This window comes from Bradyrhizobium sp. SRL28 (assembly GCF_018596315.1).
Classification (GTDB): domain Bacteria; phylum Pseudomonadota; class Alphaproteobacteria; order Rhizobiales; family Xanthobacteraceae; genus Bradyrhizobium.
The window spans coordinates 43,926-62,229 of record NZ_JAHEAG010000015.1 but is presented as its reverse complement, the minus strand read 5'-3'; the positions used below and the strand labels follow the sequence as shown (position 1 = coordinate 62,229).

Below are 18,304 nucleotides of genomic sequence, written 5' to 3'. Positions count from 1 at the left end.
GCGGCGGCCGGGGCGTCAGTCAGGGGGAAGCTCGAATCAGCTCAGTAGCAGCGGTTCACCAGCCGCCAGCGCGGACCCCAGGGGGTCGGAACCAGGCGCCGCGCGTAGCAACTGCCATATCCACCGGCGTAATAGGCCGGGCCGCCGATGAAGACGCGGGGGCCGCCCCAGCCATGATGATGATGACGATGCCAACCGCCATGATGCCAACCGCCGGCCGAGGCCGACGTCGGCGCCAGCGCGGCAGCACCCAGCGAAGCCGCGGCCACTGTAACGAGCGAGAGTTTGCGTAACATGATCGTCTCCTCAAAGTTTCGGCGCCAGTTGGCGCCACCAGTGAGATCGGGTCCCGTGACGCCTTAGGGCCGGCGGATGCGCGTGCCCTGCGTTCGATCGTCCGCAAGTCTACGGCCGCGAAGCTGAATGAAGACGGCACGGCGGCTTCAGACAGGGTTCACCTCCGTGAAATTGCTGTAATCTTCGCCTCCGCGGTGCGTGCGCGGCACGAAAACACACCCAAAAGGGGTGGCAGGCGCGTCACACGGGCGCTTGCCGTCGTGAGGTGGCGCCGATATAAGCCCCGCAACTCTCCAACCAGCGTTTTGCAAGGACGTAAGCAATGGCGATTGAACGCACTTTCTCGATCATCAAACCGGACGCGACCGAGCGCAATCTGACTGGCGCCGTCAACGCGCTGATCGAGAAGGCCGGGCTCCGTATCGTGGCCCAGAAGCGCATTCGCATGACCCGCGAACAGGCGGAAACCTTCTACGCCGTTCACAAGGCGCGTCCGTTCTTCGGCGAACTGGTCGACTTCATGACCTCGGGCCCGGTCGTGGTGCAGGTGCTGGAAGGCGAGGGCGGCGTATTGAAGTATCGCGACGTGATGGGCGCCACCGATCCGTCGAAGGCGGCGGACGGCACGATCCGCAAGGTCCACGCGAAGTCGATTGGCGAGAACTCGGTGCACGGTTCGGACGCACCGGAGACCGCCGCGATCGAAATCGCTCAGTTCTTTTCGGGCAACGAAATCGTCGGCTGATTTACTAGGACAGCGGCGATAATCGCCGCGAGCAACGGCTGAAAGAGCCGAGGGGGAGACGTTGTGAACTGGCTGTGGCAAATTTTCGATCCTGCGACGATCTCGGCGTTCTTCACCCAGTTTCAGGCCGAGATGCAGCATCCCGCTTTCTGGGTCGCGCTCGGCAAGATCATGTGGATCAACATCCTGCTGTCCGGTGACAACGCGCTTGTCATCGCGATGGCATGTCGCGGGCTGCCGCCGCGCCAGCGGTTCTGGGGCATGATCCTCGGCGCCGGCGTCGCCGTTCTCTTGCGCATCATCTTCACCGGTATCGTCGTGACGTTGATGGCGCTGCCGTTCCTCAAGCTGGTCGGAGGCCTCGCGCTGCTCTTCATCGCAGCGAAGCTGCTGGTGCCTGAACACGAGGGCGAGGGCGACGTGGATGCGGCTGCGCATCTGTGGGCGGCCGTGCAGATCGTGGCGATCGCCGACATCGTGATGAGCCTCGACAACGTGATTGCGGTTGCCGCCGCCGCCAACGGCAGCATTCCGCTGCTGGTCATCGGCCTTGCGATCAGCGTTCCCCTGATCGTCGCGGGCGCCGCGCTGATCATGGCGCTGCTCACACGCTTGCCCGCTTTGGTGTGGGCCGGTGCGGGCCTGCTCGGCTGGGTCGCCGGTGAAGTGATGGCGACCGACCCCGCAATACAGCCGTCGATGCATGCGTTCTTCAACGGCCCGGTCGGTGTCGGCCTCGATGGCGTGCTGAGCTCGCTTGGTCTTGGGCTGCGCTTTGCCAATGGCGGCCCCGGCGGCGAGGTGCTGCTCGGACTCATCGGCATCGCTGTGGTGCTCGTGGTAGGAGCGATCTGGCGCAAGCGAAAGCTGGAAGGCGCCCAGCATTCCGCCACCGCGTGAGCGAAGCAATTCCCGACCCGGCGGCGAGGGCAGTTACCCGCCGTCCCGCGCGGGGCGGATGACGCCCCGAGGCTTGAATCTCAAGCCTCGGGAGGGCGCCGCCGCTCGCCGGCGCTAGAACAAGCGGATCGGCAACGGCAGCTGAACGTCGCGATAGCGGCCTTCGTAACGGTCCACGAAGTCCTGCAGGAAAAACGGAATGTCGCGAAGCTGCAGGTCGCAGCGTCGCCGCAGCTCATGCGCGACTTCCACGGACGCGTCACGACACCAGCCCGCGGCGACGTTAAAGACAACCACCCGGACAGGCTTCGTGTACCGCCCCGTCAGCAGGTCCATGACGACGAGTTCGAACCCGGTCGCCTCGGAATTCGCCTCCGCCCAGACCAGGCGGCGTGGGCCGGGATCATGCTCGACGACATAGACGTCGTGCTCCTCGCTGTGCGGCACGATCGATGGAGTTCCGAAAGACGAACGCATGAACGAACTCTCGCGTCACAGAACAAGGATCTAAGTGCGCGAATTTTGATTCGTTCCGCGCAGGGAAAGGCGCCGGATCGCGCCAGAGCCCTAAGACAGCAAACGGACTGGCTCTCCCTTCGCCGGTCGCCGGCGTAATGCCGCGGCACTGCTCTCGGTTCCTGCATAGGAACATTTGGCAAGGTCCTGACTTCCTTCCTCTGTGTACGGCCGACACGGGAGGACTGGGATGGCGGTGAACAAGCCGGTGGGCGACAAGACGCGCAAGGGCGCGGTGAAAAGCGCAGCCAGGTAAGGACGAAGTTAGGCGACGCCAGCGCCTGGACCAAGCGCAGCAAATCGTCGGGAGAATTCATAGCGGTCAATCGCAAAGAAGACTTCGGCGAAGAAAGTTCAAGGGCGTACGGGCCGAGAAGAGGGCCGCCACGCAGTAAGGAATCCCCATGCCCCGTTACTTTTTCAACGTCTATCACGACAGGGCTGAGTTGGACGAGGAAGGCGAAGAATTGCCAGACGTGCAAGCCGCGTGGCGGGAAGCGACGGTTACGGCGGGGCAAATTATCCAGGATCTCAACGGCAAGCTGCGCCCCGGTAAAGACTGGCGGCTGGAGGTCACCGACGAATCCGCAAAGCCGCTATACGTCATTCACGTCAGCGCCGACCGAGCCAAGTGAGCTTTGACGAGAGAAACTTGGGCGGACGGGGCTGCGGATCCAGCCAGAGGTCTGGCTATTTGGGGCTCTGCAAACCGGGTGACGACAACCAGCGGTCGATAGCGGCCGCAGACTCGGTTGAGACCGCCGTCTCCAACAGACGATCGCGTTCATGCCCGGGCGGAAGGCCGGCGGCCTTTTCGCGGGCGCCACGTGCAATTTGCCTGAGCCGTTCTTGAAGCGGCAGCGGCGAGCGGCTGCGATTGCGCGTTTTCTTCATGGCACATATCTCCTTGTTGGCCCTGATCCTTGCATGTCGGGAGAGGCGCCTCCTTAACCTTTGTTGGGAACCGGCATCGGTCGGCGCCGTTTCGTTCAAGTCACGGAAGTCGTTCAATTGGAGGAGACGCGGGCTTGGACCGGGAGATGGTTTTGGCGGCCCTGTTGCGGCGGCTCAATACCGTCTCAGGGTTAGAAAACGCGGACATCGCTGCAATCCGCGCGCTTCCGATTATCGTTCGGCAGTGGGAAGCCGGAAGGTCGATTGTATCTGACGGCGGTCGCCCGACGGAATGCTGTCTTGTTATCGAAGGGTTTTGCGTCCGCGCCAAAACGACCGTCAGCGGCCAGCGGCAAATTCTCTCGATCCATATTGCCGGGGAGATTCCTGACCTCCAGAGCCTGCACCTGCACAGGATGGATCACGATCTCATCGCGGTGGCTGCTTCCACGCTCGGCTTTATCAGTCACGCTTCGTTGCGAGCCCTGACGCGGGCAAATCCGAACATCGCCGAAGTGCTTTGGCGGGACACGCTGATCGATTCCGCGATATTTCGCGAGTGGATCGTCAATGTCGGCCAGCGGCCGGCCGCGAGCCGGCTTGCCCACACCGTCGTTGAGCTTCGCAGACGCCTTGCCATCACGGGCCGCGCGGCGGGTGACACGTTCGAAATGCCGCTGACGCAGGAGCAAATTGGCGAGGCGCTGGGTGTCACGCCAGTGCATGCAAACCGGATTATCAGGCAACTGCGCGACGACAGGATCGTCGATATCAGCAGAGGTCGCGTGGTGGTGCTCGACGAGACGAAGCTTGCGGATTTGGCGCAGTTTGACGACCGCTATCTTCACCAGGATCCATCGCTCTAAGGCGCATGCCGGAAAATGGCGCTGCGGTCTTGAAGCCTGCGGCGTAAGGCGTCCGTGAGGTGAGGCCCTTGATCGGGTGTTGGACCTATGAACGGCGATTTTGTTCACCTTCCAGGAACGATTCATTGCCGGAAAAATTATGAAATCTGTGTCCTGGGGATAGGTACATCAAACTCCAAGCGGCTGCCGATTATACTCCTGCTGCCAACACATGCTGGCAGCTACTGCTTTTGGTTCGCGACATCATGAAGGATTTTTCCAATGCGTCGTTCCCGCCCGAGGTGATCTCGGTGATGGAGGTTGCGTTTGATGCCGCGGTGGCTTCGCTTCCCGAGCCGGTCCATTCCGGTCACGTTCAAGCCATCGCCGAATCGATCCTGCGCGCGGCCCATGGCGGAGAGCGCGATCCGAACGTCCTGCAAAGGCTTGCGCTGCTGGAATTGCAGCTCATTCAGCGCTAATCGTTAAGCGCTTGGCCGGCGTGCCGACGAGGCTGCCGATTGCTTTTGCCGCCGCGGGGTTCCATACAGATTCCCATGACCGAGCCGTTATTGGGTCGCAGCATCGACCGCCTTGAAGACGAGCGCTTCGTGCGGGGACGCGGGCGCTATGTCGCCGATCTCGTGGCGCCAAACGCGCTTCATGGCGTCGTCGTTCGCTCGCCGCATGCGCATGCGCGCATCGCTGCGATCAGCGTCGATACGGCACGCCGGATGCCCGGCGTTGCGGCCGTGCTCACGGGACAGGAATTGGCCGCCGACAATATCGGCCCGCTGCCGTGCGGGGTGACCGCTATTCCGATGACAACGCCGCTCGTGGTGCCGCCCTGTCACGCACTGGCGCGCGACATCGTTCGCTATGTCGGCGAGCCGGTCGCCTTCGTGATCGCGGACAGCACTGAGGCCGCGCGCGATGCCGCCGAGGCCATCGTCGTCGACTATGCGCCGCTGCCGCCGGTGGTCTCGATCGCGGATGCCGTTCGGCCGGACGCGCCGTCGATCTGGCTGGAGGCGCCGGGCAACATCGCATTCCAGTTCAACCGCGGCGAGATCGGCCCAGTGGAAGCGGTGATCCGCGATGCCGTCCATGTCGTGGAATGCGAGCTGGTCAACAACCGCGTCGTCGCCGCGCCGCTGGAGACGCGCGGTGCGCTGGGGGAGTTCGACGCTTCCAGCGGCCGTCTGCACCTGACCGCCTCGGCCGCCGGCGCGCACGCGATCCGCGACCTGCTCGCCGACGGTGTGTTTCATATCGGCCGAGAAAAACTTCGCATCAGCATTCCCGACGTCGGCGGCGGCTTCGGAATGAAGAACGTTCTCTATCCGGAATGGGTGCTGGTGCTGTGGGCGGCGCGCCGCCTCGGCCGCCCGGTCATCTGGATTGGCGATCGCAGCGAGGATTTTACCGGCTCCGCCCATGGCCGCGATAGCCTCATCCGGGCCCGCCTGGCGCTCGATCGGGATGGCCGTTTCCTCGCGCTTGACACAAAAGTTCTGGCCAATCTGGGCGCCCATGTCTCGACCGTGGCGCCCGCCGTGCCGACCATGGCAATGGCGAGCGCGATGGGCGGCGTCTACGACATTCCGCTGATCGCCTTTCAGACCAGCGGCGTGTTCACCAACACGACGCCCGTCGACGCCTATCGCGGCGCCGGCAAGCCTGAGGCGAACTATCTGATCGAGCGCTGCATCGACATCGCAGCCCACCGGCTCGGGATGGATGCGCTGAAGCTGCGGCGCAAGAACATCGTTCGACAGTTTCCTCATCCAACCGCGATGGGGCTTTCGCTCGAGCAGGGCAGTTTTGGTCACGCGATCGATCACGCGGTCAAGGCCGCCGCAGGATTCGATGCGCGACGGCGAAGCTCGCGCAAGCGGGGCAGGCTGCGTGGCCTGGGCTACGCCTGCTTTCTCGAAACGTCGCGTGGCCAGCCCAATGAAGTGGCGCAGGTGCGCGTCGGGGACGACGGCCGGATCGATCTGATGGTCGGCACGCATTCCAACGGTCAGGGCCACGAGACCACATTCGCCCAGATCGGGGCCGATGCGTTTGGCTTGCCGCTGGAGCGCTTCCGGTTTCGGCAGGGCGATACGGATGATCTCGACTCCGGCGGCGGGCATGGCGGGGCGCGCTCGATGCATCAGGGCGGCACTGCACTGCTGATGGCGGCCGAAGGCGTGATCGAGAATGCGCGGCGGCTTGCCGCCCGCCTGCTGCAGGCCGGTGTGGATGCGGTTCACTACGACGCCGGCATGTTGCGGGTGGCCTTGACCGGGCAGGAGATCAGCCTCGAGGAGGTGGCGCGCGCCTCCTACCAGACGCCCGGCGACGATGTCGCGCCCGGCCTTGCGCACAAGGCGACCCATTTGTGCGACCGCTACACATTTCCCAACGGCTGCCATGTTGCCGAAGTCGAGATCGACCCCGAGACCGGCGAGGTGAGGCTCGACCGCTACGTGATATCAGACGACTACGGCCGCCTGCTCGATCCTCGCCTGACGCTGGGGCAGGTCCATGGCGGCGTCGTGCAAGGCATCGGCCAGGCGTTGTTCGAGCATGCGCTGTTCGATGCGGAGACCGGACAGATCCTCTCGGGCTCGCTAATGGATTACGCGCTGCCGCGCGCGGACGATCTTCCCGCGTTCGAGGGCAGCCTGACGGGCGACTTTCCAAGCCGCGCTAACCGGCTCGGCGTAAAGGGAAGCGGTCAGGCCGGCGCCATCGCGGCTCCCGCCACCATCATGAACGCGGTGATGAACGCGCTCGCGCCGCTCGGCGTGCGGCATCTCGACATGCCCGCAACGCCCTCGCGCATCTGGCACGCGATCCAGGCGGCAGACGCGACCCGTCAATCCTGATCCTCCGTCCTGATCCGCAACTTTGGCGAATGCCTGATCGCGGCTGGATTGTCGTCGCTTGACATGCAGGTATTTACCTGCATATTATGTTCTCCATACGAGCGAGACCGATGCAGGCCGACAAGGTTTTCAAAGCGCTGGGCGACCCGACACGCAGAAAGCTGCTTGACCTTCTTTGTGAAAAGAACGGGCAGACGCTGGGCCAGCTTTGCGAAAACCTCGACATGGCCCGGCAATCCACCACGCAGCACCTCGAAATCCTGGAGGCGGCCAATCTGGTGAGCACGGTCAAGCGCGGCCGGGAAAAGCTGCATTTCATCAACCCCGTGCCGCTTCACGAAGTCTACGAGCGGTGGGTGCGGAAATTCGAACGACAGCGGCTCAGCCTGCTGCACGATCTGAAGAAAGAGCTCGAAGGAGAATAGCGATGACCAAAGAGACGACCAGCTTTGTCTACGTGACTTATATTCGCTCGACGCCGCAGAAGGTGTTCGCGGCCATTACGAAACCGGAGATCGCAAGGCGTTACTGGGGCCACGAGAACGTCTCTGACTGGAATCCCGGATCGAAATGGGAGCACGTCCGCGCCAATGATGAACGGACTGTCGAACTCGTCGGCAAGGTCATCGAGGTCTCGCCGCCGACCCGTCTCGTCATCACCTGGGCGAATGCGTCACAGGCCGCCGATCCTTCCGCCTACAGCCGGGTGACGTTCGAGATCGAGGAATACGAGGAGATGGTCCGGCTGACCGTCAGCCATGACGAACTCGAAGCCGGTAGCGGGATGGCGAACGGCATCAAGAAGGGCTGGCCGGTTGTCCTCGCCAGCCTCAAATCCTTGCTCGAAACCGGTCAGGGCCTCGACGTTCTCGCCAAGCCGAAATCGGCTTGATCCCTTGCCTTATCAATCCGGGAGCATGACCATGACCAAGCCCTATATCGGCGGATGTGCGTGCGGCGCGATCCGTTATGAGACGAGCAGCAAACCCATCGTCGAGAGCCACTGCCAGTGTCGCGATTGCCAGAAGCGAAGTGGCACCGGGCATGGATCCTATCTGGTCTTCTCCCGGCGAGCCGAAATGAGCATTGCGGGTGAAGCGAAAAACTGGCGGGTAGCGGGCGACAGCGGGAATGAAAAGGTTCACGCCTTCTGCCCGACCTGCGGAACGCCGGTCTACCTGACATTCGTCGCCATGCCGGAACTGATAGCGGTTCACGCGACCAGCCTTGACGACCCAAGCCAGTTCAATCCGCAACTGGTCACGTACGGCATCCGGGGCCATGTCTGGGACGCGATGAATTCCTCGCTGCAGACATTCGAGCGAATGCCGCCTGGTTAAATGCCGCTGGGAGATTGCGGCGCCTCTGATCGGGGAACTAGGTCGTGGCGCGTTTGCTCCGCCGGCCGTTTACTTTCGCGGGCCATCGCCCTGCGCCGACCGCTGAGCGGACCACCTCGACCATTGTCTTGCGTACCTCGAGAAAGGCCTTGGTCTGCGGCCGGTCCGCGAGCGCGACCAGCGCAAGCGAGCGCGTCAGCGGCGGATCGGTGATGCGCCGCGCGTGATATTTCTCCGCCGCCAGGTCGGAGAGGACGGTGGCGCGGGAGAGGATCGCGCATCCCAGTCCAGCCTCGAGCGCCATTCGCAAGGCCGACAATGAATCGACTTCGAGTGTCTCGCTCGGTGTGATCTGATTGCGAAGAACCTGGGCCTGGATGATGGCGCGCGATGCCGGCATCGGCGTCAGTCCCACCACGCTTCGTTGCGGAATGGCAGAGAATGCGATCGGACCGGATGATCGGCCGATCAGGCTCGGATGCCCGACGAGATAGAGCTCTTCGTCGTGCAGCAATTCGACGTCCAAGCGGGCGTCCCTAGGGGGATTATAGGCGAGCGCGAGATCGACCGTGCCTGAGAAGATGCGTTCGATCAGCGCCGGCGACAGCGCCTCGACGACGCTTAGATATACGCCCGGGGAATTCTTTCGCACCGCCTTCATGACATCGAGCGCGACCATGGAGGTCGCCGTATGGCTGAAGCCGATGCAAACCGGACCGGTCGCGGCCTCGTTATAGGTCCGGACATCCTCTTCCGCCTTGCCGAGCGCCGAAAGCACGGCGCTGGCATGCTCATAGAGCCGCCGGCCGGCCGCGGTCAGCGCGATGCCGCGCGGTCGTCGTTCGAGCAACTTGACGCCCAGATCGGTTTCGAGGGCGGCGACGTGGTGGCTCAGCGCCGACTGGGCGACATTGAGCGTCTCCGCCGCCCGCGACAGCACGCCGGCGTCGGCGATGGCGATGAAATACCTGATCTGCCGCAATCCGAGCGCCACTGAAATCGCTCCTGCCATCTAATTATCAGAACAAGATGATCTTCATATTATATTTGTCAGATATCTGTGCGCACGGCAAGCTGCCGTCACAAGCAATAACGATAACCCGAGGAGCGTCGGCGTATGGACCTGCCGAGCAGCGTCGTCATCAGCGAGGAGGGGCCCCGCGAAGGCTTTCAGATCGAGCCGGGTCCGATCGCAACCGCGGACAAGATCGCGCTGATCGATGCGCTCTCCGCGTGCGGCCTCCGCCGGATCCAGATCGCCTCTTTCGTCAATCCCAAGCATGTTCCGGGGTGGGCCGATGCTGAAGCGGTAATTGAAGGGTTCACCCCGCGTGAAGGTGTCGAATATTCCGCGCTGTGGTTCAACGAGCGCGGATTGCAGCGCGCGCTTGCGGTCAGGGAGAAGCTCACTCTTACCGGGTTCATTTCGCTGAGCGCATCCGAGCCCTTCGCGATCAGGAACCTCAACCGCGACCGCGCCGGACAGATCGAGGCGATGCGCAAATATGTGCGCGTGCACCGGGAAGCCGGCGTGCCGATTGCCAAGATCATCGTGATGGCCGCCTTCGGCTGCAATTTTGCAGGAGACGTTTCGCCGGCCGAAGTCGTCGAGACCGTTTCGGACGCGCGCGCCATTGCGCGCGACGCCGGCGTCGAGGTGCAGGACGTGACGCTCGCAGACTCCATGGGCTGGGCCACGCCCAGGCGTGTCGCTGACGCCATCGGCGCCGTGCGGGAAAGCTTCGACGATTTGCGGATCGCCCTTCATCTCCACGACACGCGCGGGCAAGGCATCGCCTGCGCCTATGAGGGCTTGCGGCTCGGGGTCACGGCCTTCGATGCGGCGGTAGCGGGGCTCGGCGGGTGCCCGTTCGCCGGCCAGCCGGGGGCGCCGGGCAACATCGCCACCGAAGAACTCGCGCTGCTCTGCGAGGAGATGGGTATCGCCACCGGCCTCAATATCGAGGCGCTGATCGAGGCTGGACGGCTTGCCGAGCGGATCGTCGGGCACAGGCTGCCGAGCGCCGCGTTGCGATCGGGAACGCTCGCCGCATTCAGGAGACGGGCTGCATGACGACTTCCTCCAGACCGCTGGCGGGGCTGAAAGTGCTCGATTTCGGTCACACCATCATGGGGCCGTGCGCCGGCGTCGTGTTTGCCGATCTCGGCGCCGACGTGGTGAAGATCGAGCCGGCCGACGGCGATCCGACCCGGCGGCTGCCGGGCTTCGCCGCCGGATTCTTCGCGACCTACAACCGCAACAAGCGCTCGATCGCGATCGACCTGAAACGGCCTGAGGGACAGGCGATCGTGCATCGGCTCGTCAGGGATGCCGATGTCGTGCTGGAGAATTTCGGCCCGGGAACGATCGAACGGCTGAAATGCAGTTGGGAGGACCTGCGCCAGATCAACCCGCGCCTCGTCTACCTCTCGATGAAGGGCTTCCTGAAGGGGCCGTACGAGAACCGCGGCGCGCTCGACGAGGTGGTGCAGATGCAGTCCGGCCTCGCCTACATGACCGGGCCGCCGGGCCGGCCGTTGCGCGCGGGCGCACCTGTCATCGACATTCTCGGCGGCGTGTTCGGCGTGGTTGCTGCGCTGGCCGCGCTTCGCGAGCGCGACACCACCGGGGTCGGACAGAAGGTTGCGAGCTCGCTGTTTGAAAGCGCGACCTTCATGCTCGGGTCCATCGTCGTGGGCAGTGCCGTGACCGGCGGACCGATACCGCCGATGCCGGCCCGCAAGAATGCCTGGGGCGTGTACGACGTTTTCAGCGCTGCCGATGGTGGCCAGGTCTTCATCGGCTGCACATCGGACGGACATTGGCAACGCTTCTGCGAAACCTTCGGCTTTGACGACTGGCGCGACGATCCACGGCTTGCAGGAAACACCAGGCGGTGCGAGGCGCGTGAGTGGATGCTGCCCGAATTGGAACGGCGCATCACGAAATTGCCGCTCAATAAAATCCTCGAAAAGTGCGAGGCGGCGCGGGTGGCCTATTCGCGCGTCGGGCGGCCCGATGAATTGTCGTTCGATCCGCATCTGCTTGCCCATGGCGGCCTGCTTGCGACAGCCGTTTCCGGACTAGGTGGCGGACCGCTGGTCGGAATCCCTGCGCTGCCGGTGGAGTTCGGCGACGGCCGCGTGCGCGCGGGTCTCGACCGCCAGCCGCCGAAGGTCGGCGAGCACGCGCACGAGATTCTGAGCGCGGCCGGATATTCGGAGCAGGAAATTATCGAACTGCGCGCGGCGGGTGTTCTCGGCGCGGCTGCGAGCGTGCCCGCATAGAAGCAACAAGACGAAGCGAACAAGAGCGGTCCAGCCGACTCGCGCAACGCAACATGGTCAGGGAGGAGGCGGAACATGATTTTCGGCAAACTGGTTCGAACGAAAGCTCGCATCGTCGGTGTAGCGACCGCGGCGCTTGCGCTGAGCGCGATCGCGTTGCCTGCAAAGGCGCAACCATATCCGTCGCGATCGATCACGATGCTGGTCGGCTATTCCGCAGGAGGGCAGGCCGACGCCCTGGCCCGGATCGTGGGCAAGCAGCTCGGCGAGAACCTCAAAGTATCCGTCATCATCGAGAACAAGACAGGAGCCAACGGCATGATCGCGGCGCAGGCGGCCGCGCGCGCCGAGCCTGACGGATACACCGTCTTGATGGTGACGGATGCGATGGTCACCATCGATCCGCATCTCGCCACCAGCAATCACTTCGACCTTTCGAAGGCGATGGAGCCGGTCATCAACGTCACGTGGTCGCCGCTGCTGCTTGCCGCAGCCAACAATGTGCCGGCGAATTCGGTTGCCGAGCTTGTCGCTCTCGGCAAGCAGAAGACGCAGAATTTGAGTTTCGGCAGCCCGGGCAGCTCCACGCCGCACCGCCTCGCCGGCGAGATGCTGCAGAAATACGGCGGTTTCACCATGACCCACATTCCCTACAAGGGAACGGCGGCCTCGGTGAACGACCTCCTGGGCGGGCAGATACCGCTGCTGTTCGGTGCGCCTACGGCGGTGGAGCCGCTGGCGGCGGCGGGCAAGATCAAGGTGCTCGGCGTCACATCGGAAAAGCGATTCCCGTTGCTGCCCAACGTGCCGGCGATCAGCGAAACTTTTCCGCAGTTCAAGATCATCAGCTACATCGGGTTCATGCTCCCAAGGAACACGCCGAAGCCGGTGATCGCTACCTTGAACAAGGAAGTGAACCAGATACTTGCAACGGATTCGATGCGGGCCTGGCTGGACAAGCAGGGCATGGTCGCCGTCGGTGGTCCGCCTGATGATTTCAGGCGCCAGATCGAGGTCGACTATCAAGCGCGTGGTGAACTCGTCCGAGCTCTTGGCATTACCGGCGAATGAGCGAGGGAAGCATCATGGCGACGGCATCAAACGAACAGGTCCGGTTTGAGGGCCGTATCTTGTTCCTGTCTGAAGACGCTGATGTAGTGGAGCGCCAGTTACGGGGGACGGATGTCTCGCTGGCCGATGCGTTGCCGTTGCGCAGCGACGTGTCGACCGACGAGATCACTCCGGCCTGGATCTGCTATTATTACGACGAAAAGCTCGGGGAATTTCCCTATCTGGGCCTGAAATGCGGTCAGCGAACGCCGGTGTCCGCCGGTGGCGTCAAGGCCGGCGGGTTCGGCGTGACGGTGGCGGGGCGGCGCTACGGCAAGGGTTCGTCGCGCGAGGCCAGTCCCTATGCCGAATGGTGTGCCGGCATCCGGCTGGTGATTGCCGAAAATTTTGAACGTATCTATCGGCAGAACTGCCGCAACCTCGGTATCTACACCTCGACCGATTTCGGGTTGATCGAACGCATCCGCCGCGGCGACAGCATTCCTGTCGGCGAGTTCACGCAAGGAGAGGACGAGCTCACAGCCGAGCTCGTTCGCCGGGGAGGGTTGTTCAAGCTGATGCGCGCGCGAAAGGACGGGTGGTCGCCGACCACGCATGCCACTGCACCGCGGCCGATGACTTATGCCGAAAAGATCATCGCTCGCGCTTCTGCCGACAATTCCGGGGCGGTTCGCGCCGGGGACGCAATTTTTGCAAGGGCGGATTGGCGCTATGCACATGAATACGTCACGCCGATGTGCATCAGCTTTCTCGAACGGGAGATGGGCGACCGGATCACGCTGCATGACCGCGCGAGCATCGTCTGCTTTGGCGATCATTTGCCCTTCATCCACCGGAGCATGTCACCGGAGCGGCGCGCGCAAGGGCTGCTCGAAGCGGCTCAGGCATTGGCTAAGGTTCAAAAGCAATTCTGCGAAACACATGGGCTGCGTTTGCACGGCTACCTTGCGGACCGTGACGGCTCGGAAGGCATCAGCCATTCGATCATGACCGAGCGTTACGTTCGGCCTGGTCAATTGGTCGTCGGCACCGACTCCCATACGCCTCACTGCGGCGCATTGGGGGCTTTGGCCTTTGGTATCGGTACGTCCGAGATGGCAAACGCATGGGTGACGGGAGAAGTGCGCGTTGAAGTTCCTCGGACATGCCGTGTGCGGCTCAATGGCCGGCTTCCGGCAGGCGTCGAGGCGAAGGATATAGTTCTGCATTTGTTGCGTTTGCCCTATGTGCGTGAGGGAAGAGCAATCGGTCAGGTGATCGAGTATTGCGGCGAAGCCTTGTCGGGCCTGTCCACCGACGAGCGCGCGACCCTGACCAACATGGTGGCGGAGATCGGCGGCTTCAGTGGAATTGTCGTGCCTGACGAAGAGACACGCCGCTTTGTCAGGGACCGTCGCGGCACCGACTTGCAACTGGAGCCCTGGATGTGCAGCGACGAGGGCGCCGAATTCGCTCACGTCATCGAAGTCGAGTGCGACAGGCTCGAGCCGATGCTGGCGAGGCCTGGCGATCCCGGTCACGGCATTGCCGTATCGGAACTGGTCGAGACGGTGGGGATCGATATCGCCTATGGTGGCTCATGTACCGGCGGCAAGCGCGAAGACCTGTTGCATTACCATGCCGTGCTGGAATGGGCGATGCAAAGAGGCATGCGGGTTGCTCCCGGCACACGCTTCTTTCTCCAGTTCGGCAGCCAGGATGTCCGCGACTATTGCGTGCAGAGCGGAATGCTTGACGTGTTTGAACGCGTAGGCGTCGAACTGATCGAGTCGGGATGTGGCGCGTGTGTGAACGCCGGTCCTGGCGTCTCCGAGCGAGCCGAACAGGTGACGGTGAGCGCGATCAACCGCAATTTTCCGGGACGTTCCGGGCCAGGACAGGTCTGGCTGGCGAGCCCGTCTACGGTGGCGGCCAGTGCGATTGCGGGCCGCATTGTGAGCTTTGAGCAATTGCGGGCGAAGGCGCCGTAACTTTGTAACGTCGACGCGGCTGTCATCCCGCGTCCTCGCGTTCGTCGCCGTCGTCCTCTCAAGCGCTCTTTTTCTTCCGCGGTGCTCGCGCCGAAACGTTCAGCGCCGCGGCCTCGCGAATGAGCGCCTTCAATGCCTTTTCATTGAGCTTGTCGCCCTCGCGGATATCGATGGCGCGCTTGGTGTTGCCTTCGAGGCTGGAGTTGAAGAGGCCTGACGGGTCGTCCAGCGCGGCGCCCTTGGCGAAAGTCATCTTCACGACGGCCTTGTAGGTCTCGCCGGTGCAGATGATGCCGTCGTGCTCCCACACCGGAACGCCGCGCCACTTCCACTCCTCGACCACGTCGGGGACGGCCTGCTTGATGATACTCCGGATGCGGGCGAGCATCTCGCCGCGCCAATCGCCCAGCTCTTTTATTCGCGCATCGATGTGCTGAGAGGGAGAGGTTCCGCCTTTTCCTTCGTTCGAACCGCTCTTCTTCATTGTTGCTTTCTTCATGGCTGTTGTCGTTCGGCTCACATTTTTTCGCCGGGCAATTGGCTGGCTTGCTTTACCCAGGCGACGAACTGGGCTTCGTCGAGATCGTCCTCGCGAACGTCGAGGTAGCGCACTTCCTTGTGCTTGGATTCGCCGGGTGGAATAGGGCGCAGTGATGTGCCGCGGAAGAAAGTCACCTTGACGTATTTCGTGAAGCAGTGAAAAGCGACGAACCAGCCGCCCTGATCCTCGGCGCCATAGAAGGGCGTGTTCCATTTGACGGCCTTGCGCACGCCGGGGACGGTGCGCACGATGAGCGCGTCGAGCTGGCGCCCGACGTCGCGTTTCCAGCCCGGCATGGCCGCGATGTAGGCCTGCACAGGGGCGTCGCCGTCCCCCTTCGCGATCTGCGGATTGCCGCCTGAGAGGAGGACAGGCTTTTTTGCTGCGGGCCGCTTGGCGGAGCCCTTCTTTGCGGCCTTCGCCGGCTTTCTCGACGTCGTTTGCGCCATTGCATTTATTCCTGTCGCCGCTGTGTCAGCCGCTGCGCCACTTGGCGGCGTAGGGTAGCACGAACATGTACAGACCCGTGAACAGGAGTAAAAACAGCGGGAGCAGTGGCGAGTAGACAACCAAGGTCGGAGGTTCCCCCAATCCCATGGCGATGAAGTTGGCGATGACGGTCGCCGTAAAGGCGATCGACAGCCAGCGGTGGATTTGCCGAACCCAGTTATTCCAGTTCAATGCGACCTCCTTTCGAAGACGAGCCGAAGCGAAACGCGACAGATTTCAATCCGTCCGCGCCACGAGCTCTTCCAGCTTTTCGAAGAACTGCTTCCATCCGGCGTGGGCGCCGCCAAAAGCCTGCTTCTGATCCGGCCGGAAGCCCGTCTGCTCCATGCGCAGGAGTGTCCCCGTGCGCGTCGGCGTGAGCGTAAAGGTCACCACGCTCTGCAGGTTGAAGGCCGCATCGTCATGCCTAAAATTCCAGGTGTAGGACAGCTCCTTATTCGGCTCGATGGCGATGATCTCGCAATCCAGCACGCCGCCCCATTCTCCGCGAAGATTGAACTGGTGACCCACGACCGGCTTGAAGTCGTTCTTCATCAGCCATTCCTCCATCAGGTGTGGTTGCGTGAGCGCGCGCCAGAGCTTTTCCGGCGGATGCGGCATCTCGCGTTCGACGACGACAGTGCGCGTTTCAGTCGCTGTATTGGTCATTGGTCCATCCGTTTGAGCAGGTCTTCGAGGTGATCGAACCGGTTTTGCCAGAAGCCGTGCATCTGGCTGGTCCAGTCGATCAGCGGGGCGAGGGCGCCGAGCTGCGCGCTATAGTGCGTCTGTCGGCCTTCGTGACGGTCGCGCACCAGCCCGGCCTGCTTCAGCAGGCCGAGATGTTTTGAGACGGCCGGTTGAGAGATCCCGGCGCGGGCCGTCAGGGCCCCGACCGTCTGCTCTCCCTCGCGGCACAGACGTTCGAAGATCGCCCGACGGGTCGGATCGGCGAGGGTTCTGAACAGGACATCGTGAGCGTTCGGCATTGGGATCGATAACCTACAGGTTATTGATCTAACGCATAGCCGCTGAGCTATGGGTTAGTCAAGCGGGAATGCGAAGCACAGCGACGGACCATACCATGGGAACCACCGGTTCCAGAACTTATTATATCCCGCTGGTTATGCATCATCGTTTGATCCCGCGGCCGTCCGGGAAGCAGAGCTGCAGGCGCGAACGCTGGCGACATGATCGTTGTCGAAGACGGGCGGCATGACCATGTACGGACAGGGAGATTAAGGCTCATGGAAGACACCAGCCGTCAGGCCCATTGGGAGAACGTCTACACGACGAAGGGCGAGAACGAGGTCAGCTGGTTTCAGCAAAGCCCGGCGCCTTCGCTCGACCTGATCGTGCAGGCGGGCGCGACGCGTGAGTCGGCCATCATCGACATCGGCGGTGGCTCTTCGCGGCTGGTCGACAATCTCGTCGAGCAGGGCTTTGAGGACGTCACCGTGCTCGATCTGTCCGCCGCCGCATTGGCCGCCGCGCGCAGCCGGCTTGAGAGTCATCTCGGTGCCAGCGCGGAGGGTGTCAGCTGGATCGTCGCTGATGCGGCGACCTGGGAGCCGGCGAGGATCTACGACATCTGGCATGACCGGGCGGCGTTCCACTTTCTCACCGACGCCAGCGATCGCGACGCCTACATCGCCCACCTCGGGCGTGGCCTGAGGATCGGCGGTCACGCCATCGTCGCGACCTTCGCGCTCGACGGCCCGGAGAAATGCAGCGGCCTGCCGGTCGTGCGCTACGACAGCGCGAGCCTCGGACGGACGCTCGGCACCGCGTTCAGGCTCATCCACACGCAGCGGCACGAGCACGCGACGCCATGGCAGTCCCGGCAGAACTTCCAGTTCAGCATCTTTCGGCACGAGGGCTGATCCACGCCCCCGCGGCCACCGCGCTAGACTAGTGCGCCATGCCGCGCGCCAGTTCCTGGCAGGCCTCCATGCAACGGCGGCAGCTTTCCGCGCAGATGCGGCAATGTTCATGCATGGCGGCGTGCTTCTGGCACTCTTCCGCGCAAAGCCGGCAGGCAGCCGCGCATACGCTGAGCATGCGGCGCATCACTTCGTCATCGGAACCTGTCCGGCGGGTCATGATGCGGCCGGTGATGTTGCAGATGTCGGCGCAATCCATGTCCAGGCGGATACACTGGGTCAGTTCCTGCACCATGCGCTCCGACAGGCAGGCGTCGGCACAGGAGGTGCAGGTCTGGGCGCAGGAATAACATTCCTCGATGCAGCGGATCAGGGCGTCGTTGATCTGGCCCTGGACGGCCGGGTGGGTGCCGATCATTTCGCGGGCGTGCATGGCGGGCTCCTTTGAGGGGCTGGCCGCAAGCGGGGCGGCCGCTATTTTAAGCCGCAGCGACCGAAAATGTTCTCGCCGTCGGCAAGAATGAATTCCGGCGCCCTTGGATCGGGCCGGTTGATCCACCGCAAATGTGGTGCACCCCAATCGGATTATATTAACGAAACCCGCGGTTTCGTGATGGAACTTGGCTTTCCATTGTAGGCCGGATTA

The 18,304-nt window shown here is 63.0% G+C and carries 23 protein-coding genes; 14 read left to right on the top strand and 9 right to left on the bottom strand.

From position 1 onward, the window contains the following. Nucleotides 1-41 precede the first annotated feature (41 nt). A complete protein-coding gene (locus KIP88_RS25550; RefSeq protein WP_214490799.1) occupies nucleotides 42-296 on the bottom strand; it encodes a sulfur globule protein precursor in 255 nt (84 codons plus the stop codon). 323 nt (nucleotides 297-619) lie between these two features. Here KIP88_RS25550 and ndk point away from each other — a divergent pair, with 323 nt between their 5' ends. Next, nucleotides 620-1,042, top strand: coding sequence for a nucleoside-diphosphate kinase (gene ndk, locus KIP88_RS25545; protein ID WP_214490798.1), 423 nt, complete (start codon nucleotides 620-622; stop codon nucleotides 1,040-1,042). Nucleotides 1,043-1,105: 63 nt separating this feature from the next. Continuing rightward, on the top strand, nucleotides 1,106-1,942 hold the full coding sequence (locus KIP88_RS25540) for a TerC family protein (RefSeq protein ID WP_214490797.1): 837 nt from the start codon (nucleotides 1,106-1,108) through the stop codon (nucleotides 1,940-1,942). A gap of 114 nt (nucleotides 1,943-2,056) precedes the next feature. On the opposite strand, the gene KIP88_RS25535 is transcribed toward KIP88_RS25540, so the two are convergent. Beyond that, nucleotides 2,057-2,419, bottom strand: a complete 363-nt coding sequence (locus KIP88_RS25535; protein ID WP_214490796.1) for a hypothetical protein — start codon at nucleotides 2,417-2,419, stop codon at nucleotides 2,057-2,059. A gap of 443 nt (nucleotides 2,420-2,862) precedes the next feature. Here KIP88_RS25535 and KIP88_RS25530 point away from each other — a divergent pair, with 443 nt between their 5' ends. The 7 genes from KIP88_RS25530 to KIP88_RS25500 all read left to right on the top strand — a co-directional run bounded on the left by KIP88_RS25530 (nucleotide 2,863) and on the right by KIP88_RS25500 (nucleotide 8,416). Then, entirely contained in the window at nucleotides 2,863-3,093 is a 231-nt protein-coding gene (locus KIP88_RS25530; protein WP_214490795.1) for a hypothetical protein, read from the top strand. Nucleotides 3,094-3,486: 393 nt separating this feature from the next. Continuing rightward, entirely contained in the window at nucleotides 3,487-4,218 is a 732-nt protein-coding gene (locus KIP88_RS25525) for a Crp/Fnr family transcriptional regulator (protein WP_249791014.1), read from the top strand. Between the two features lie 245 nt (nucleotides 4,219-4,463). Further along, the gene (locus KIP88_RS25520; protein ID WP_214490794.1) at nucleotides 4,464-4,679 is read left to right on the top strand and encodes a hypothetical protein; all 216 of its coding nucleotides are present in this window, start codon (nucleotides 4,464-4,466) and stop codon (nucleotides 4,677-4,679) included. A 75-nt stretch (nucleotides 4,680-4,754) separates the two neighbouring features. Further along, nucleotides 4,755-7,076 carry a xanthine dehydrogenase family protein molybdopterin-binding subunit gene (locus KIP88_RS25515; protein WP_214490793.1) on the top strand — a complete coding sequence of 774 codons (2,322 nt, stop codon included), beginning with the start codon at nucleotides 4,755-4,757 and terminating at the stop codon, nucleotides 7,074-7,076. Between the two features lie 110 nt (nucleotides 7,077-7,186). Beyond that, nucleotides 7,187-7,501 (top strand): helix-turn-helix transcriptional regulator, encoded by a 315-nt coding sequence (locus tag KIP88_RS25510; protein WP_214490792.1) that lies wholly within the window; start codon nucleotides 7,187-7,189, stop codon nucleotides 7,499-7,501. Nucleotides 7,502-7,503: 2 nt separating this feature from the next. Beyond that, complete coding sequence (locus tag KIP88_RS25505) at nucleotides 7,504-7,968, top strand: SRPBCC family protein (protein WP_214490791.1); 465 nt, start codon at nucleotides 7,504-7,506, stop codon at nucleotides 7,966-7,968. A 31-nt stretch (nucleotides 7,969-7,999) separates the two neighbouring features. Next, nucleotides 8,000-8,416, top strand: a complete 417-nt coding sequence (locus KIP88_RS25500) for a GFA family protein (RefSeq protein ID WP_214490790.1) — start codon at nucleotides 8,000-8,002, stop codon at nucleotides 8,414-8,416. Between the two features lie 37 nt (nucleotides 8,417-8,453). On the opposite strand, the gene KIP88_RS25495 is transcribed toward KIP88_RS25500, so the two are convergent. After that, nucleotides 8,454-9,428 (bottom strand): LysR family transcriptional regulator, encoded by a 975-nt coding sequence (locus tag KIP88_RS25495; protein WP_214490789.1) that lies wholly within the window; start codon nucleotides 9,426-9,428, stop codon nucleotides 8,454-8,456. 105 nt (nucleotides 9,429-9,533) lie between these two features. Between KIP88_RS25495 and KIP88_RS25490 the strand changes: the two genes are divergently transcribed. The 4 genes from KIP88_RS25490 (at nucleotide 9,534) to KIP88_RS25475 (ending at nucleotide 14,745) form a co-directional block, all read left to right on the top strand. Further along, nucleotides 9,534-10,490: a hydroxymethylglutaryl-CoA lyase gene (locus KIP88_RS25490; protein WP_214490788.1), complete on the top strand. Its 957-nt coding sequence runs from the start codon at nucleotides 9,534-9,536 to the stop codon at nucleotides 10,488-10,490. Then, complete coding sequence (locus KIP88_RS25485) at nucleotides 10,487-11,704, top strand: CaiB/BaiF CoA-transferase family protein (RefSeq protein ID WP_214490787.1); 1,218 nt, start codon at nucleotides 10,487-10,489, stop codon at nucleotides 11,702-11,704. Before KIP88_RS25490 ends, KIP88_RS25485 begins: the two co-directional genes overlap by 4 nt. A 75-nt stretch (nucleotides 11,705-11,779) precedes the next feature. Beyond that, nucleotides 11,780-12,775, top strand: coding sequence for a tripartite tricarboxylate transporter substrate binding protein (locus KIP88_RS25480; RefSeq protein WP_214490786.1), 996 nt, complete (start codon nucleotides 11,780-11,782; stop codon nucleotides 12,773-12,775). A 14-nt stretch (nucleotides 12,776-12,789) separates the two neighbouring features. Next, nucleotides 12,790-14,745: an aconitase family protein gene (locus tag KIP88_RS25475; protein WP_214490785.1), complete on the top strand. Its 1,956-nt coding sequence runs from the start codon at nucleotides 12,790-12,792 to the stop codon at nucleotides 14,743-14,745. Between the two features lie 58 nt (nucleotides 14,746-14,803). Here the strand turns inward: KIP88_RS25475 and KIP88_RS25470 are convergent, their stop codons facing one another. The 5 genes from KIP88_RS25470 to KIP88_RS25450 are packed head-to-tail and all read right to left on the bottom strand — an operon-like array spanning nucleotide 14,804 to nucleotide 16,764. Continuing rightward, a complete protein-coding gene (locus KIP88_RS25470) occupies nucleotides 14,804-15,244 on the bottom strand; it encodes a DUF1801 domain-containing protein (protein WP_214490784.1) in 441 nt (146 codons plus the stop codon). A 17-nt stretch (nucleotides 15,245-15,261) separates the two neighbouring features. After that, the gene (locus tag KIP88_RS25465; protein ID WP_214490783.1) at nucleotides 15,262-15,735 is read right to left on the bottom strand and encodes a DUF1801 domain-containing protein; all 474 of its coding nucleotides are present in this window, start codon (nucleotides 15,733-15,735) and stop codon (nucleotides 15,262-15,264) included. 25 nt (nucleotides 15,736-15,760) lie between these two features. After that, nucleotides 15,761-15,967, bottom strand: coding sequence for a hypothetical protein (locus tag KIP88_RS25460; RefSeq protein WP_214490782.1), 207 nt, complete (start codon nucleotides 15,965-15,967; stop codon nucleotides 15,761-15,763). Nucleotides 15,968-16,012: 45 nt separating this feature from the next. Beyond that, a complete protein-coding gene (locus KIP88_RS25455) occupies nucleotides 16,013-16,444 on the bottom strand; it encodes an SRPBCC domain-containing protein (protein ID WP_214490781.1) in 432 nt (143 codons plus the stop codon). After that, nucleotides 16,441-16,764 (bottom strand): helix-turn-helix transcriptional regulator, encoded by a 324-nt coding sequence (locus tag KIP88_RS25450; protein WP_214490780.1) that lies wholly within the window; start codon nucleotides 16,762-16,764, stop codon nucleotides 16,441-16,443. Before KIP88_RS25450 ends, KIP88_RS25455 begins: the two co-directional genes overlap by 4 nt. Nucleotides 16,765-17,022: 258 nt before the next feature. Here KIP88_RS25450 and KIP88_RS25445 point away from each other — a divergent pair, with 258 nt between their 5' ends. Continuing rightward, nucleotides 17,023-17,658 (top strand): trans-aconitate 2-methyltransferase, encoded by a 636-nt coding sequence (locus tag KIP88_RS25445; RefSeq protein WP_214490779.1) that lies wholly within the window; start codon nucleotides 17,023-17,025, stop codon nucleotides 17,656-17,658. 28 nt (nucleotides 17,659-17,686) lie between these two features. Here the strand turns inward: KIP88_RS25445 and KIP88_RS25440 are convergent, their stop codons facing one another. Then, entirely contained in the window at nucleotides 17,687-18,091 is a 405-nt protein-coding gene (locus KIP88_RS25440; RefSeq protein ID WP_214490778.1) for a four-helix bundle copper-binding protein, read from the bottom strand. Nucleotides 18,092-18,304: the final 213 nt, after the last annotated feature.